The 16,542-nt window shown below is 44.9% G+C and carries 18 protein-coding genes; 1 reads left to right on the top strand and 17 read right to left on the bottom strand.

Annotated elements, in window-relative coordinates; all coding sequences use genetic code 11:
- Nucleotides 1-19: 19 nt before the first annotated feature.
- The 16 genes from CXF70_RS12510 to CXF70_RS12430 all read right to left on the bottom strand — a co-directional run bounded on the left by CXF70_RS12510 (nucleotide 20) and on the right by CXF70_RS12430 (nucleotide 14,803).
- A complete protein-coding gene (locus tag CXF70_RS12510; protein WP_145990726.1) occupies nucleotides 20-355 on the bottom strand; it encodes a YpoC family protein in 336 nt (111 codons plus the stop codon).
- Nucleotides 330-1,010, bottom strand: a complete 681-nt coding sequence (nth, locus tag CXF70_RS12505) for an endonuclease III (RefSeq protein WP_101802930.1) — start codon at nucleotides 1,008-1,010, stop codon at nucleotides 330-332. The genes CXF70_RS12510 and nth overlap by 26 nt, the downstream gene beginning before the upstream one ends.
- Nucleotides 1,011-1,022: 12 nt before the next feature.
- Nucleotides 1,023-1,727 (bottom strand): DnaD domain-containing protein, encoded by a 705-nt coding sequence (locus CXF70_RS12500; RefSeq protein ID WP_084245568.1) that lies wholly within the window; start codon nucleotides 1,725-1,727, stop codon nucleotides 1,023-1,025.
- 360 nt (nucleotides 1,728-2,087) lie between these two features.
- Nucleotides 2,088-3,383, bottom strand: a complete 1,296-nt coding sequence (asnS, locus tag CXF70_RS12490) for an asparagine--tRNA ligase (protein WP_101802928.1) — start codon at nucleotides 3,381-3,383, stop codon at nucleotides 2,088-2,090.
- A gap of 27 nt (nucleotides 3,384-3,410) precedes the next feature.
- Entirely contained in the window at nucleotides 3,411-4,601 is a 1,191-nt protein-coding gene (locus tag CXF70_RS12485) for a pyridoxal phosphate-dependent aminotransferase (protein WP_101802927.1), read from the bottom strand.
- Nucleotides 4,602-4,616: 15 nt separating this feature from the next.
- Entirely contained in the window at nucleotides 4,617-5,093 is a 477-nt protein-coding gene (locus CXF70_RS12480) for a cell wall elongation regulator TseB-like domain-containing protein (protein ID WP_101802926.1), read from the bottom strand.
- A 14-nt stretch (nucleotides 5,094-5,107) separates the two neighbouring features.
- A complete protein-coding gene (locus tag CXF70_RS12475; RefSeq protein WP_084245560.1) occupies nucleotides 5,108-5,278 on the bottom strand; it encodes a YpmA family protein in 171 nt (56 codons plus the stop codon).
- A 23-nt stretch (nucleotides 5,279-5,301) separates the two neighbouring features.
- Nucleotides 5,302-8,064 (bottom strand): ATP-dependent DNA helicase DinG, encoded by a 2,763-nt coding sequence (gene dinG, locus CXF70_RS12470; RefSeq protein ID WP_101802925.1) that lies wholly within the window; start codon nucleotides 8,062-8,064, stop codon nucleotides 5,302-5,304.
- Nucleotides 8,065-8,557: 493 nt separating this feature from the next.
- Nucleotides 8,558-8,941: an aspartate 1-decarboxylase gene (gene panD, locus CXF70_RS12465; protein WP_101802924.1), complete on the bottom strand. Its 384-nt coding sequence runs from the start codon at nucleotides 8,939-8,941 to the stop codon at nucleotides 8,558-8,560.
- Nucleotides 8,942-8,943: 2 nt separating this feature from the next.
- Nucleotides 8,944-9,780: a pantoate--beta-alanine ligase gene (panC, locus tag CXF70_RS12460; RefSeq protein WP_101803049.1), complete on the bottom strand. Its 837-nt coding sequence runs from the start codon at nucleotides 9,778-9,780 to the stop codon at nucleotides 8,944-8,946.
- A 224-nt stretch (nucleotides 9,781-10,004) separates the two neighbouring features.
- Nucleotides 10,005-10,988 (bottom strand): biotin--[acetyl-CoA-carboxylase] ligase, encoded by a 984-nt coding sequence (locus CXF70_RS12455; protein ID WP_101802923.1) that lies wholly within the window; start codon nucleotides 10,986-10,988, stop codon nucleotides 10,005-10,007.
- Entirely contained in the window at nucleotides 10,966-12,099 is a 1,134-nt protein-coding gene (locus CXF70_RS12450; protein ID WP_101802922.1) for a CCA tRNA nucleotidyltransferase, read from the bottom strand. Before CXF70_RS12450 ends, CXF70_RS12455 begins: the two co-directional genes overlap by 23 nt.
- Nucleotides 12,096-13,238, bottom strand: a complete 1,143-nt coding sequence (bshA, locus tag CXF70_RS12445) for an N-acetyl-alpha-D-glucosaminyl L-malate synthase BshA (protein WP_101802921.1) — start codon at nucleotides 13,236-13,238, stop codon at nucleotides 12,096-12,098. Before bshA ends, CXF70_RS12450 begins: the two co-directional genes overlap by 4 nt.
- Nucleotides 13,239-13,249: 11 nt before the next feature.
- Nucleotides 13,250-13,654, bottom strand: a complete 405-nt coding sequence (gene mgsA, locus CXF70_RS12440; RefSeq protein WP_084245546.1) for a methylglyoxal synthase — start codon at nucleotides 13,652-13,654, stop codon at nucleotides 13,250-13,252.
- Between the two features lie 13 nt (nucleotides 13,655-13,667).
- Complete coding sequence (gene dapB / locus CXF70_RS12435) at nucleotides 13,668-14,468, bottom strand: 4-hydroxy-tetrahydrodipicolinate reductase (protein WP_101802920.1); 801 nt, start codon at nucleotides 14,466-14,468, stop codon at nucleotides 13,668-13,670.
- Complete coding sequence (locus tag CXF70_RS12430; protein ID WP_084245542.1) at nucleotides 14,468-14,803, bottom strand: nucleotide pyrophosphohydrolase; 336 nt, start codon at nucleotides 14,801-14,803, stop codon at nucleotides 14,468-14,470. Before CXF70_RS12430 ends, dapB begins: the two co-directional genes overlap by 1 nt.
- Before the next feature lie 107 nt (nucleotides 14,804-14,910).
- Here CXF70_RS12430 and CXF70_RS12425 point away from each other — a divergent pair, with 107 nt between their 5' ends.
- Nucleotides 14,911-15,777 carry a YitT family protein gene (locus CXF70_RS12425; protein ID WP_101802919.1) on the top strand — a complete coding sequence of 289 codons (867 nt, stop codon included), beginning with the start codon at nucleotides 14,911-14,913 and terminating at the stop codon, nucleotides 15,775-15,777.
- Between the two features lie 53 nt (nucleotides 15,778-15,830).
- Here the strand turns inward: CXF70_RS12425 and CXF70_RS12420 are convergent, their stop codons facing one another.
- The gene (locus CXF70_RS12420) at nucleotides 15,831-16,514 is read right to left on the bottom strand and encodes a zinc metallopeptidase (protein WP_084245538.1); all 684 of its coding nucleotides are present in this window, start codon (nucleotides 16,512-16,514) and stop codon (nucleotides 15,831-15,833) included.
- Nucleotides 16,515-16,542: the final 28 nt, after the last annotated feature.

The raw sequence follows: 16,542 nt of genomic DNA, 5'->3' as shown, positions 1-16,542 counted from the left end.
CTTAAGGGTATTTTTATGTTCAATCATTATTTCTATTTAGAATCGCTCTTTTCGAGGCGATTTTCTTTTGCATTTCATTGAATAATTCCTGAAGCTGGCGATATGCCGCAAACGTTCTGCAGTTCATTTCAACGAAAGCCAGCCGTTCTTCATTATTCAATGGAGCAATCTTTTCTTCGTCCGAACTGCATTGCTCCAATAAAGATTTGTACAAAATGATTCCTTCATGCATTAATGCTTCCGGACTATTATCCTTGCTGACGTGCAGGATCCTGATTTCTTCTTCCAACATGGTCCAGGCTTCTATAAAAGGCGTAATTTTTTCTTTATCAATTGACCTCTGTAATGTGCTCACGCTTAACCAGCCCTTTTTTCTCGCGTTTCTTCCCTTCCCTGCATCTGTCGAATAAAGGACAGATATGGCAGCCGGGATTTTGGGATTTGCAATGGTAGCGTCCAAAGAAAATGATCTGATGATGGGTTTTGGACCAGTCTTCCGAAGGCGTCTTTTTCATGATGGTCTCTTCCACTTGCAGCGGCGAATCTTTCCAGCGATTGAGCCCCAGACGCTTCGCCACCCGTTCCACATGCGTATCGACTGCCAGTGCAGGAATCCCAAAAGCTACTGAAACTACAACATTTGCCGTTTTTCTGCCCACACCCGGCAAAGTCGTCAGTAAATCACGGTCCGCTGGAACTTCACTGTTGAATTGCTCAATCAGAATATGGCTCAATGCCTGGATGTTCTTCGCTTTATTGCGGAACAAGCCGATCGAACGGATATCATCCTGCAGCTCTTCAAGCGGCACAGATACATAATCTTCCGGTGTATGGTATTTTTTGAAAAGGTCTGCGGTCACTTTATTGACCAATTTATCCGTGCACTGCGCGGACAGCAAAGTCGCAATCAATAGATCGAAAGGATTGCGGTGAATCAGCTCACAATGCGCATCAGGAAACATGTGATCCATTTCCTCAAGGCATAATTGCCATTCTTTTTTTGACATCATTTCAATCACCTGCTAATTCCGGTCTTCCAGCCAATTATAGAATTTCACTTTTTTTGCAGTGTTGTCTGTCGAAGGCTGAATCTGGATATTTTTTTCCCTGAAAGTTGCTGCATGTTTCGTGACTTCCGATGAAGTCTTGATATTCTTTTTCTTCCATTCGAAAAGGATGCGGTCAACATAGCGCAAACTCATTTTTTGAGAGATGACCGCTTCTTTCAGTGCCATCCTGATGACAGCCGGTGTATGCCCGTCCTGATCCATCCACATTGAAATCGTTTCTATCTCCATGGGAGACAGGAACCTGCCAAACTCCTGTTCGAATAACTGGAATACCTGGCCTTCCATTTCTTTCTGGGAATGAATCTTTTCCTGATATTCTTCCTGGTCGACACAATCAAGCAATCGATCCCATAAAGGCTGCAGTGAGATATTCTCTGTCAGGATGTCATTTGCCGTTTCCTGCTCAATGGCAATGAATCCTTGCTGCATCAATTTCTGCAACATCGTCGTGACGCTTTTTTGAGAGCACATCATGCGTGCTCCGATTTCATCAGGAGTCGGGAAATGGTTGCCTGCCTGCTGAAAAGCCTGCACGTGCATCAACAACATTGCTTCCTCATCCGAAATCTTCAATTCCTTGTAAAATTGAAAAAAAAGCTGGGAAATGTGAACATTCCCCTTCTCGATCCATGTCTGAAGTCGATCTGGCTGTTTCATATCCCAACCACCTTTCTATTTGTTATTACTATTTTCAAGATTTTGATAAACGATATTCCGCAAAATAGCTTCGCTTTCCTGCTGGCTTGTAATGAGTAGATAACCTGGAAGTCTGCGCTGTTTTGCTTCATATCTTTAGAAAATTCTCTCAGCGCCGGCGCGCCTCTGAACTCGGCGAAGCAATAAGACGAGTGTTCTTCTCGGCTTATTGCGGGAGCCAAGGTGTGCCATACGAAGATGGCCCTCCTTTGCGACGAGCAGTGCGCAGGAGCATAATCTTCGCACTGTCCTAAGCGCCGAAGCGATTTATCAAGTGTGTTATTTTTGGTTCAATTACATGAATATTTCTTCTAAAAATTATTACGGATACAAACGGTTCAATAAACGTGGGAACGGGATGGATTCGCGGACGTGTTCTGCTCCTGAAATCCATGCTACTGTACGCTCCAACCCAAGTCCGAAACCCGAATGCGGCACTGCGCCGTATTTGCTGAGCTCCAAATACCAAGCGTAGGCAGATTCATCAAGGTTATGTTCCTTGATGCGCTGTTTCATCAGCTCGTAATCGTAGATGCGTTCAGATCCGCCAATGATTTCACCGTAACCTTCCGGTGCGATCAAATCTGCGCAAAGAACAACGTCGTCACGTTCCGGATGCGGTTGCATATAGAACGGCTTGATGCCGATCGGGTAATTGACGATGAATACAGGCATGTCATAGCTTTCAGCGATAGCTGTTTCATGCGGCGCCCCGAAATCGTCGCCCCATTCAATGTCATTAAAGCCATTATCATTCAACCATTTGATCGCTTCATCATAAGTGATGCGCGGGAATGGAGCTTTGATTTTTTCAAGTTTCGATGTATCTCTGCCCAGACGATCCAGTTCAAGTTTGCAGTTTTTCAACACGGATTGAACAATATAGGAAACAAACTGCTCCTGCACTTCAAGGCTTTCATCGTGCTCCATGAACGCCATTTCCGGCTCGATCATCCAGAACTCGATCAAGTGGCGGCGGGTCTTGGATTTTTCAGCGCGGAAAGTTGGTCCGAATGAGAATACTTTTCCTAATGCCATAGCCGCTGCTTCCATATAAAGCTGACCGGATTGAGACAGGAATGCATCTTCTTCAAAATATTTCGTGGCGAAAAGTTCAGAAGTGCCTTCAGGTGCAGAACCGGTTAAAATCGGCGGATCCACTTTCACAAAACCATTATCGTTGAAGAACTCATACGTAGCACGGATAATCTCGTTGCGGACTTTCATGATTGCATGCTGTTTACGCGAACGGAGCCATAAGTGGCGGTTATCCATCAGGAATTCTGTGCCATGTTCTTTGGGAGTGATTGGGAAATCTTTCGCTTCGTGAATCACTTCAATGCCTGTCACCGCTAATTCGTAGCCGAATGCAGAACGTTCATCTTCTTTTACTTCCCCAGTAACATATAGGGATGTTTCCTGAGTCAAAGCTTTTGCTGCTGCGAATACTTCTTCGCCGACTTCCGCTTTCACCACTACTCCCTGTACAAATCCTGAGCCATCGCGTAATTGGAGAAACGCGATTTTTCCGCTTGAGCGTTTGTTTGCGACCCAAGCACCCAGTTTAATCGTTTGACCGTTATATTTAGCCATTTCGGCAATTGTGATTTTTTTCATACTAGCCTCCAAGAATGTGTTTTCAACTTAATTTTGCCATCTTGATGTTACGAATTCACCGATTCGCTCCACCGCTTCATTCAATGCTTCCAGCGACATGGCGTAAGATAGACGGATTGTGGATGGTGCCCCAAACCCTGAACCAGGGATAACCGCAACATTCGCTTCCGTCAGCAATGCTTCCACGAATTCATCGACTGAAGCAAAACCGGTCTTCTCCGCTGCTTCTGACACATCAGGCAATAAATAAAATGCCCCTTGCGGCCGAATTACGTTAAAGCCTGGGATTGCTTCCAGTTTCGGAAAGATTTCTTCCAATCTGCTTTCAAAAGCCTGGCGCATTTCTTCAACCGCCCCTTGTGGACCATTATACGCTTCTATTGCAGCATATTGTGAAGTCGTTGTGGGATTCGAAGTGGAATGGCTGGCAAGATTCGTCATAGCTTTGATCAGTTTAGAATCCCCTGCCGCATAACCGATCCGCCAACCTGTCATGGAATGGGATTTTGAAACACCATTCACAATGATTGTGCGATTTTTTGCATCTTCAGATAAAGTTGCGATCGATACATGTTCACTTCCGCCATAAATCAATTTCTCGTAAATTTCATCAGAAACGATCAAAATATCTTTTTCACGGCAAACTTCCGCCAGTTCCTGCAGCTCTTCCTTGGAATAGATCATTCCCGTCGGATTGCTCGGTGTATTGATCATCACCGCTTTGGTGCGGTCAGTAATGGCCTCACGCAATTGCTGAGGTGAAATCTTATAATTCTGGCTGGCTGTAGCTTCTATGTATACAGGCACGCCTTCCGCCAGTTTCACTTGCTCAGGATAACTAACCCAATATGGTATCGGGATAATGACTTCATCACCTTTATCCAGTAACACCTGGAATAATGTATACAGGACGTGTTTAGCCCCGACACCCACCATCACTTCGGCTGGCGCGTATGTCAGTTGCTGATCACGTTTCAGTTTTTCGATGATCGCTTCTTTTAAAGCAGGCAAACCTCCAGCTGGCGTATATTTCGTTTTGCCTTCCATCATCGATTTATAAGCAGCCTGAAGGATGTTTTCAGGGGTATTATAATCCGGCTCTCCTGCTCCGAGTCCGATTATATCGACTCCCTGCGCTTTCAGTTCATTGGCTTTCGCTGTAATCGCCAGAGTTGTTGAAGGCGTCAGAGTTTGAACACGATTTGCTAATTTAATCACAAGTCTTCAATCCCTTCACAAATTTAAAATCCTTTTATAGACGGAACCATCTTCTGCGGAAATGTAAACATAATTCAATTTATCGTTTTCTGTTAAAAACACAACTTCCCAGATCGTCTTATTGTCTTCCTGGCCAAGTTTAGTATGAAGCACTTCCTTGACTTCCATTTCTTTGAAGGCGATGCCACGTGCTTCCTGGGCAGTTATCTTGCCTTCCAGCTCCGTTTCAGATAGTTCCTGGCCTCCCATAGGCACAAATACCGCCTTTAATTTGCCTTCACTGTCTGTCCCGATAACAGTAACCGATTTCTGGTCATTGGAATATACATATGATCTGCTGACTTCACTAAGGAGGTTTTCATCCTTAACCTTTGCAATAGCGGTTTCTTCCGCATCTGAAAAAGGTTTATTGCCCAGAATCAGGATTAAGATGGTCAGAACAATCGCCAGAAACGATAAAAAACCTGCTATAAATAGTATCCATTGTTTCATTTCATCACCTGAACCTATGTTTTATAAATCGTGAAGACCGCTTTCTCCGGATCTTCTTTATCGAGTGCCAGTCCGAACATCAGATTATCATGCTTCAACGTGCGGTTGAGTGCGTCCACCACTTTATATAAATCCGGCTGGTAAGCGACATTTACAGTGGAAAGTACTTCAATTTTCGACTCCATCTGAACGACCTTCCTTTCATTTTTCATTGCTTATTATACCAATGTTCAATATCCGTTACCATCTTTTCCAAAGACACTTTTGATACGCCCACATCCGGAAGGGCATTGAGAAATTCCTGCCCGTAGGATTTCGTTTCAATGCGGCGGTCCAATACGATGAACATTCCCTGGTCTTCTTTGGAACGGATCAGCCGTCCAAAACCTTGCCGTAATCTCAATACCGCTTCAGGCAAAGCATAATGCAGAAACGGATTGATGCCTTCTTTGGATATCATTTCTGATTTCGCCTTGAACACCGGTTCATCGGGAGACGTGAAAGGCAGCCGCACGACGACCACCGCACGAAGCGCATCTCCCGGCACATCAACGCCTTCCCAAAAACTGTTCGTACCGAAAAGCACGGACTTCTGGAAACGCTGGAATGATTTCAGCAGGCGCATCCGGCTGCCTGAAGAGATTCCCTGGGCAAAGAGCATATAGTCATCGAGCAAGCCGGTATCCTGTATAAGTTCCACCGTTTTGCGGAGCATATCCTGGGAGGTGAATAAAACAAAACAACGCCCCTCGGTCACCAGCACTGTACGGATGACCGCATCAGCTACCGCTTCTATATAGTCGATTTGGGAGACTTGCTGAATATCAGGCATATCTTCTATGACAAAAACCCGTGCTCCCTGATAAAAATCTTGAGGCGGTTCATATTTGGTGATCGGAACTGAAGCTGGGACACCTAACTGGCTCACGATGAAACGCTCATTGGATGGGACGGTCATTGTGCCTGACAGCCAGATGATCGCTTTATCACCGCGTATAGGGGCTGTGACTTTATCAATGATCGACTTTACTTCGAACGGCCGTTTATATAAGGAAAGGCTGTTAGGAAGGCTGCGCAGATCCCCTTCGATCCAGCTGACTTCGTCATTGACCGGAAAGACGAAGATTTCACTGAATTCAACTGCTTTCACCATAAGCTCCTGCGTCCAATAACGCCATTCAGCAATGGTCAATTTCTCTTCAATCGATTTTTCATTGATCATTTCCGCTTTTTGCAAAATGGTCTGTGCAAGATCGATCCATTCATTCAGCAAGCGCAGAAGTTCTGTATAATCATTTTTATCCAAATTCATTTCACTCAATAGAAGTGAATTCTTCTTATGCTTCCGAGCTTTGAACTTCTCAGAAAACTCAATTGAAAGTAATGTGCTGATCCGGTCAAAAATTGAAGTGAACCCGATAAACAGCACATCGAGCTTCACCATTTCAGCCGCACTCGCAAAACCCGTCTGTTCAGCAGCCAATTTCATTTTTGTAAATAACTGTTTTTCTTCAGAAGTGCCGATTTGACCAAATATATATTTCCACTGCGTATAAACGAATGTCTTTTCATATTGGGATACAGCAGATTGGACCGCCTGATGGGCTTCATCCCAGATGACGGCATCGACATCTTCCAATAGTGGATGGCTGGATTGCGGTTGATAAAGCAGGTAAGAATGATTGGTTACGATAATATCTGCATTTCTGGCAAGTTCCAGTGCATATTCATAGAAATCATACGACTTTTCTTCACTTCCTGGCCTTCTTGTGTGTGATCGCCTTATCTTATCAAGCAATAATTGCCCGCCGCTTGAAACATTCAATTCATTCAAATCACCGGTTGACGTTTTAGTCAGCCAAATCAGGATTTGCATGATTGTAAATGTTTCATCATAGGATTCGTCCTCACCATATAATATTTCGGTAAATCTTGTAAGATCGATATAATGGCCAAGCCCCTTGATCAAGGCAATATTTACAGGTTCTCCTATGAATCTTTCTACGATTCCCGCTTCATTCCATAATAACTGGTCTTGAAGATGGGTAGTATACGTACTGACAAGCACCTGTTTCCCTGTTGCAAGCGCGTGATTGGCCGCCGGCAATAAATAAGCGATGGTTTTACCCATCCCCGTCGACGCTTCTATGACCATTTCATTAGCATTCTCCAATGTTTCATGAATTGCGGACATCATCTGAAACTGGCTTTCACGGCGCTCAAAATTAGGAAAAACTTCTTCGAGCCTGTTGTGCCAGTCTGTTTTCGGCTGGTACTGCCCCCGTTTCCGGTTAGCCGGATTTTTCCTGAGTTTTAAAGGCACCCCGTTGAACTGATCCATCTCATTATGATGTGAACCTCTTTTTTTGGCAGTTTCTTCATATAACAGACGAGACAAGTCGGACTTTAATTGGAACGAACGTTTATGTAATAAAGCCAAAGTTTCATATGGCAAAAGTCCAAGATCGTTTTTTGCCCGTAAAAAAAGCTCAGCAGTCGCATAAGCGTCATCATCTGCGCGGTGAGCGTTGCCCAGCGATATGCCCAGATCAGCTGTAATATCCTGTAATTTATAGCTGATTGCCGTCGGATAAAGCAAACGGGATAATTCAACAGTATCCATAGTTAGGCCCTGCCATTTCGGAAGGCCGCTGCGCTGCAATTCCTTTTGCAAAAAAGGGAGATCAAAATTGGTATTATGAGCGACGAAAATCGCATCCTGCATTTTCTCGAAAACCGTTTCAGCATATGCCTCGAAAGGCTCAGCTTGTGCTACATCAGCGTCGGATATGCCAGTGAGATCCTGAATGAACATGGGAATTCTGCGTCCAGGATTAACAAATTTCGTATATGTATCTGTAATGGTGCCATTTTCAATCGTAACAATTGCCAATTGGATAATCCGATCACCTTTTACAGGGGAATGGCCCGTCGTCTCAATATCGACGACAACATATTTATCTGTGTTCATGACAATCCCTCTTTCTTAGGTGATTCTATTATATAAAAGCGGAAACGGCCGCTCAGCTCCGACAAGCGTAAGGCACTCTGGCGTAGCGGCGTGTTTTCAGCCGCCTAGCCAGAGAGACTTACGACTCGAGGAGTTGGCCGTTGGAGTCTGGACAATAGAAAAGCGACGGCACCCGTTTAGCTCTGAAAGGCATAAGACAGAACAGCGAAGTGGCGATTAGCCACGCAGCTGGACTGGCTTATGACCCGAAGAGCTGGGTCGCCGGAGTCTGGACAATAGAAAAGCGCAAGCGCCCGCTCAGCTCCGAATGGCATAATGCGAGCCCGGCTCATTTTAATTTTGAAAAACTACGGTTTCTAATCCTATGGAAAAATTGTAACATATCCAGCCCTTTTACGCTTTTTTGTTCAGCCCCAAACAAGGCTGATTCTTGAACGAACATGTATTAACCGCCAGGGCAAAAAGAAAAAGCCTTCTTTTGGAAGGCTTGGTCCTACATAATAGTTGCTTCTGGTTCGTAGCTGATGATTTCTTTGATCCTATTGTCTCCATCCATGATCGCGACGGCCGGTTTATGGTCACGCGCATTTTCATCCATAACATATGCATATGACAGGATGATGACGATATCGCCTTTTTGTACGAGGCGGGCTGCCGCTCCATTGACACAGATGACACCGCTGCCGCGTTCCCCAGAAATTATATAGGTTTCAAAGCGTGCACCGTTATTATTATTGACGATATGGACTTTTTCATTCGGCAGCATGCCGACTGCGTCGAGCAGATCCTGGTCGATTGTGATACTGCCGACATAGTTTAAATCGGCTTCGGTGACAGTGGCGCGGTGGATTTTTGAATTGAGCATCATACGAAGCATTTTCAGTTCCCCTTTACATTAAATATAAGATTGTCGATCAAACGGGCTTTTTCAAATTGGACAGCTAATGCCAAAATAACTTCACTTTCAAAGTCTTCTGTGAGTTCAGGATAAGACAGCAATTGAATATAATCTATCTGTCCTGAAGTGTTGGCGTTTAAATGCTGCTCCATGAGCGGAACCGGATTCTCCCCGGCTAATACAGCCTGTTTGCCGAGTTCAAGCGCTCTTTTCAAATGCGGTGCTTCGGCACGTTCCTGTTCGCTCAAATATACATTGCGTGAACTTTTCGCCAGTCCATCATGTTCCCTGACTGTGGCAACACGTCTTATGTCCAGCGGAAAATTAAAATCTTCCACCCAAGACTCGATGATGGCTAATTGCTGCGCATCTTTTTGGCCGAAATATGCGCGGTCAGCTTGCGCCAGGTGAAACAGCTTTGTGACCACTTTCAGCACGCCCTCAAAATGTCCCGGCCGTGATTTACCGCATAACTGATCCGCCAGTCTGCCGGCGGATATTGTAATAGCCGATTCCTTTGGATACATTTCTTCGGCTGTCGGCGCAAATACTGCATCTGTCCCCGCTGTTTCAGCGAGTTGCATATCCCGCGCCATATTTCGCGGATAGCGCTCAAAATCTTCGTTCGGTCCGAATTGTGCGGGATTTACAAAAATGCTCATCAGCACTGCATCATTTTCCTTCTTCGCAGCTTCGACAAGTGTCAGATGGCCATCGTGCAGAAAGCCCATTGTCGGCACCAATCCGATGCTCAGACCCGCATCCTTTTTTTCCTGCACCCATTCCTGGAGTCCCGCAATTGTTTCAATGATTCGCAATACTTCTCTCTCCTTCCCGGAAGAAAGCCGCATATAAAAAGTCCTTCCCCCAAAATGGGCAGAAGGACAGAAAATGTTTGACTTCATTTCTTCCGTCCCTGTCATACAATAGATCAAGGCAGATTTACAGGTTTTAAGTTAAAGCTTTTTTTACCGGTGCAGTTCTTCATCAGATACTGCCCGTTAAAAACACTATAGCAGAAGATGCTGCCAAAAAACAATTATCATTTCTCCATTTCGATGTCCGCTGAATAAATGCCATGCAGCTTGCCATCAGCAGTCCGGAGCTGAAGTACGCCATCATCGGTGATGCCTTCCGCAATCCCTTCCAGCGTCTCTTTTGCCATGCGGGCACGGACCTTCCGCCCAATTGTGGTGGAATAGCTTTCCCACATCAGTTTCAAAACGCCAAAACCTTCTTTTACATAAATTTCCGTATACTGTTCCAAATAGAATAGGATTGATCGTACAAGCTCCTGACGACTGACATGCCCGCCAGATTCCATTTTCAGTGAGGTGGCGATATCCCTGACTTCATCGCTGAAATCCGCGGGTTCCTGGTTGGCATTCAGCCCTATCCCGATAATCAATGCCTGGATTCCATCAGCATCCGATTGCAGCTCTGTCAATATGCCGGTACATTTCTTTCCATTCACCAGAATATCATTTGGCCATTTGATATCCGGTCTTAAGCCGGTGACTTCCTCAATTGCCCTGACAACGGCTACTGCTGCTATCAAAGTGAATTGTGGAGCGCGCTGAATCGGCACATCAGGACGCAGGATGATGCTCATCCAGACGCCCTTGCCATATGCAGAATCCCATTTTCTGGCCATTCTCCCCCGGCCTGCAGTCTGTTCTTCAGCCAACGCCACGGTTCCGTCCGGAACTCCGGTTTGTGCCAGTTGGTGAGCAATGATTTGTGTGGACTCGCACGAAGCTCTGTATTCAATCGTTTTACCCAAGCGCTTAGTTTTCAGCAAAGGTTGTATTGTTGAAGCTTCAAGTGAATCCGGGAGGCCCATCAATACATATCCCTTCTTTTTAACAGAAGTGATCTCATAACCTTTTTCCTGAAGATCTTTTATGTGTTTCCATACAGAAGTTCTAGAAATACCGAACTCATCAGCCAATTGCTGACCAGAAACCGGTTCTCCGGATGCTTCCATCAATCGCTGCGCCAGTTTATTCGTTACCGTTATATTCACTTAGGAACCATTCCTTTATATTTTCTTTCTTATTTTCCAGTTCATTGAATATGACCTTGCGCTCTATCTCTTCGAGCAGTTCTTTCAGCCACGGGCCGGCCTTCTTGCCGCTCCAGTCCATCAGATCACGGCCATCAACCGCTAAATCCGATTGAGTTTGAATAGGCAAACCGCTTTTTTGTCGAGCCGGATCGCCGCCTCTGCCAGTCAATGCAGCCGCAAGCTCCAGTTGACGGAGCGTAAAGCGGTAGAAAGTCCATTGATTCCATTCTTCGATTGCTGCCGCTTCAAGAGCTTTCCCAAGAGTTTTCTTTTCCTCATTTGAAAGTTTAAAGCCAGCTAAAGCCGGCACTTCTTTTCTATTCCACCATAAAGCATATAGCCATCCGCTCAATGGATCACCTGTCGGTTTAAAATTTTTCCAGTCCGTACGGAACAATCCGCCTGACGGAAGATAATCGGTTAGGCTTGATTGATTCATATAAGCAATGCTGCGCCTTACATGCTGATTGGCCAGAATCTTATCCAACTCGATTTTTATGCGTTCGACTGCGATCATTTGAATGAGTGCCGCATTATTAGTGATAGCTGCCAGCGTCTGTTCTTCAATGGAAAAATTCAGCTGACCGGAAAATCTTATTGCCCGGAGCATCCGCAGCGCATCTTCCTGAAAACGTTCATCCGGTTGTCCCACAGCCTTTATCAATTTTCGCTCCAAGTCCTTTTGGCCGCCAAATAAATCGACAAGCTCCAAGTCTTCCGTCATAGCCATGGCATTGATGGTGAAATCCCGGCGCTTCAAATCCTCTTCAAGTGATTTCACGAACTCCACTGAATCCGGTCGCCTGTTATCAGTGTAATTGCCTTCTGTTCTGAACGTCGTTACTTCCACACCGCTGCCATTCATTAACACGAGAACAGTTCCATGCTGAATTCCTGTGTCCACTGTTCGTTTGAAAATCTCTTTCACTTGTAAAGGTTCCGCTGAAGTCGCAACATCAAAATCCTTCGGGTTCTTGCCGAGCAGGAAATCACGCACTGCACCGCCGACGAGGTAAGCATCAAAACCGGAAGCTTTCAGTTTAAGTATGACTTCGATGGCTGTCTTCATTGCCCCTCACCTTTATTCAACAAACGTTCGTAAATATCTTCATATTCTTTCAGAATCCTGCTGGAATGGAACTTGGATGCTACAGTGTCGATTGCGCCTGCACTTAATCTGTTGCCGAGTTCAGAGTTGCTCAATAACTCCACTCCGTGAATCGCCGCTTGTCTGGTATCGCCGAGTTCAACTAGATAACCATTTTCCCCCGGTTCGATAATTTCAGGGATTCCCCCGACATTAGTGCCTATTCCCGGCACACCGCAAGCCATCGCTTCCAGCATCACCAGGCCGAATGCTTCTTTTTCGGAAAGCAATAATTTCAGTTCACTAATATTATACAATTCTGACAAATTATCCCTTTTACCAAGAAACAACACATCTTCATCCAATTTCAACTCTTTTACTTGTTCTTGTATTCCACTCATTTCCGGTCCATCACCCACCAAAAGCAATTTACTGGAGACTTGCTGGCGAATCCGGTGGAATGTATCAACTACATCCCCCACTCTTTTAACTTTACGGAAATTGGAAACGTGGATCACCACTTTTTCATCTTCCAGAATACCCAGCTCTTCTTTCAAATGAACGGCATCTTTTACTTGATATTCCCTTTCGTCAACAAAATTATAGACCGTTTCTATGCTTTGATCAGGGTCGATCAGTTCATAAGTCTGATCCCGCAATGAATTGGAGACCGCTGTCACTACATCAGATTTTTCGATGCCGTAGCGTATGGCTTCTTTTAATGAAGAATCGGATCCCAGAACCGTAATATCCGTACCGTGCAGTGTCGTCACGATCCCTATATCCGATTCTGCCATATGCCGTCCTAAAATCGCGCACACAGCATGCGGAATCGCATAATGCACATGCAAAAGATCCAGCTTTTCATTTTTGATCACTTCGGCTATTTTCGTCGCCAGCGCAATGTCGTAAGGGGCATATTGAAAGACCGAATACGTATTGACGTCAACTTGATGGCTGAATACATTCGAATACATCCTGTTCAGCCTGAACGGTGTACTGGAAGTGATGAAGTGGATTTCGTGCCCTTTTTCTGCAAGCAGTTTACCCAGTTCTGTCGCGACAACACCCGATCCTCCGACTGTCGGATAGCAAGTGATGCCTATTTTCATTTTACGCATTTTTGACACTCCTATCCTCTGCGTTCCCGTATCAGGCGCCAGTCGACAAAGCCTTCTTTCAGGCCTTTCAGCAGCACTTCCGCAGTGCCCATATTTGTCGCCAGCGGAATATTATAGACATCACAAAGGCGGATCAACGCTGTCACATCAGGTTCATGTGGCTGGGCAGTCAATGGATCACGGAAGAAAATGATCATATCCATCTCATCCTGTGCAATCATCGAGCCGATCTGCTGATCTCCTCCTAATGGGCCAGAACGGAATTTATGTACAGGCAAACCTGTTTCATCAATGATCCGTTGGCCGGTGGTCCCCGTTGCATACAATGAATTCTCCATTAATATTGGCTGGTAGGCGATTACAAACTGAATCAGATCATCTTTTTTTCGGTCATGCGCAATTAATGCGATTTTCATGCCATCTTCCCCTTTAGTCGATTATATTTTCCAAACCGTAAACCAAACTTTCAATTTCCATCACTTTATTGATGGACAATGCTACACCTGACATGAATGATCCACGGTTGAATGAATCGTGTCTGATCGTCAATAGCTGGCCTTCTCCACCTAAAAGGACTTGCTGATGTGCTACCAAGCCTGGCAATCTCACACTGTGAATTCGCATTCCGTCATAATTTGCGCCTCTGGCTCCAGCAATGGTTTCTTTTTCTTTCGGATGGCCCTGGCTATGTGCTTCCCGTTTGTCAGCGATCAAGTTAGCCGTTTTCATGGCAGTTCCAGAAGGCGCATCCAGCTTTTGATCATGATGCATCTCGATGATTTCTATATCCGGCAAGTATTTGGCTGCCTGTTCAGCGAACTTCATCATCAAAACCGCCCCTATAGCAAAGTTCGGGGCAATGATGCAGCCTATCCCATTTTGCGCGGAATAAGCAGAGAGCTCTTTAAGTTCCTCATCTGAAAATCCAGTGGTGCCCACAACCGGCCGGATTCCAAGTTCCAATGCTTCACGCGTATGCTCGTAGACTGATTCAGGAGATGTCAGATCTAACAAAACTTGCGGTTTCGTTTCTTTGTTAAGTTCAGCGAGCTTCAAAAAAATCGGCACAGTAAAAGTTTGAGGAAACAATTTGGTATCCGCTAAGGTTTCTCCGACTTCCTTATAGTCAAGAACTGAAACCAGCTCCATATTTGGATTTTTCATGACTGTATGTACGGCTTCCTGTCCCATCCTTCCACGCGCTCCTGCGATTGCAACTCGAATAGTCATCAGTTTTCATCCTTTCTGGTCCATCGATTTTTATCTCTTGTATTGAATTTTTCCAGGACTTGCTCCAGGGAGTCCGTCAAATCGACATCCAATGAATTTGCCATCGTGATTAAAACGAACAGTAAATCACCCATTTCTTCAGAAATGCTTGCTTCCGTTTCACTGGATTTCTTTTTCTTCGGTCCATAAACGTGATTCACTTCCCTGGCCAGTTCGCCGAGTTCCTCGGTTAATCGGGCGATCATTTCCAACGGTGTAAAATAGCCTTCTTTAAATTGCGATATATAATCATCAACATCCTGCTGCAAATGTTTCATTGTTTTTTGCTGTGCCATATCTTCACACTCCTGTTTTAATCGTAAAGAAAAGGGATGATGTTGTCAAAATCCTGTCCATAACCCATAATACAAGAGTTGAGCAAAAAGAATGGAGTTGATCTCAAATGAAAAATCTACAAGTTAAAAACATTTTCTTCATCTTATTGGGAGCCGCCATCTACAGTTTCGGTTTTGTTCACTTTAATATCCAAAACGAACTGGGTGAAGGCGGCTTCGCGGGTATCACATTGATCTTATACTTCCTTCTTAACTGGGACCCCGCATTGATGAACCTATTATTGAATATTCCAGTTTTCTTTGTAGGCTGGAAGCTGCTTGGGAAAAAAGTGTTCCTTTATACAATCATTGGAACAGTTGCCGTGTCAGTTTTTCTCAAGATATTTCTTGTATATGAAATTCAGATTGACCTGGAACACGACTTGTTCCTTGCCTCCCTGTTTGCAGGAATTTTTGTAGGAGCTGGCCTGGGCATCATTTTCCGTTACGGGGGCACGACCGGAGGCGTCGATATCATCGCCAGACTGGTCCAGAAATACGTGGGATGGAGCATGGGGAAAACGATGTTCCTGTTCGACGCCGCAGTCATCCTTCTTTCATGGCTGGCATTTCTTGATAACCGTTCGATGATGTATACACTTGTTGCCGTCTTTGTCGGGGCTCGGGTAATCGATTTCGTGCAGGAAGGCGCATACTCGGGACGTGGTGCATTGATCATCTCCAACTCACAGGAAGAGATTGCGAGCCGCATTGCGATTGAAATGGACCGTGGAATAACGATACTCCGCGGCTATGGCCACTTTTCGAAAGAAGAACGCGAAGTGCTGTACTGTGTAGTCGGAAGAAATGAAATCGTCCGATTGAAAAACATCATAAACTCTGTAGATCCTCATGCCTTCGTTTCAGTAATTGAAGTCCATGATGTCATCGGAGAAGGATTTACATTGGATGAACAGAAAATGCCGTTAAATTAACGAAATAGCTAAAAAAAACCGTTCCGATTTTCGTCGGAACGGTTTTTTAGTTATTATGAACGGTTCATGCTTGAGTAGATCAATAAAAGGCGGGCCAGTTCCAGAACAGCAACTGCTGTAGCAGCCACATACGTCATCGCTGCAGCGTTCAATACTTTTTTCGCGTGAGGCTCTTCCTCGTTGCGGATTATATTGGCTGACAGCAATTGGTCCATCGCTCTATTGGAAGCATTGAACTCAACCGGTAAAGTGATGATCTGGAAAATGACACCCATCGCCAATAGGACGATACCAATCAGCAAAGCCCCGCTGAGTTGCGCGAAGAAACCGATCATGATGAACACCCAGGACATATTGGATGAAATATTCACAAGCGGTACCAACCGGTGCCGCAAGCGAAGAAACGAATAATCTTCAGCATCCTGGATTGCATGTCCAACTTCGTGTGCAGCGACCGCTGTTCCGGCTACAGATGCTTCATGAAAATTATGGCTAGATAAAGCTACAGTTTTTTTAAGTGGATTGTAGTGGTCACTTAACATCCCACGGCTTTCAATAACCTTAACATCGTATAATCCATTCTGATCTAATATCATACGGGCAACTTGAGCACCGGTATGACCGGATGTCGAACGCACTTTCGAATACTTGCCGTAAGTTTTCTTCAATTTAAATTGAGCCCATAAAGGCAGGATCAACAAGACTGCGAAATAGATGAGATATGAACCTAAGCCCATGATGTCCTAACACCCTTTCTTTACTATC

It is taken from the genome of Planomicrobium sp. MB-3u-38, from assembly GCF_002836425.1.
Taxonomy (GTDB): Bacteria; Bacillota; Bacilli; order Bacillales_A; family Planococcaceae; genus Planococcus; species Planococcus okeanokoites.
This window is presented reverse-complemented; position numbering and strand designations above follow the sequence as displayed.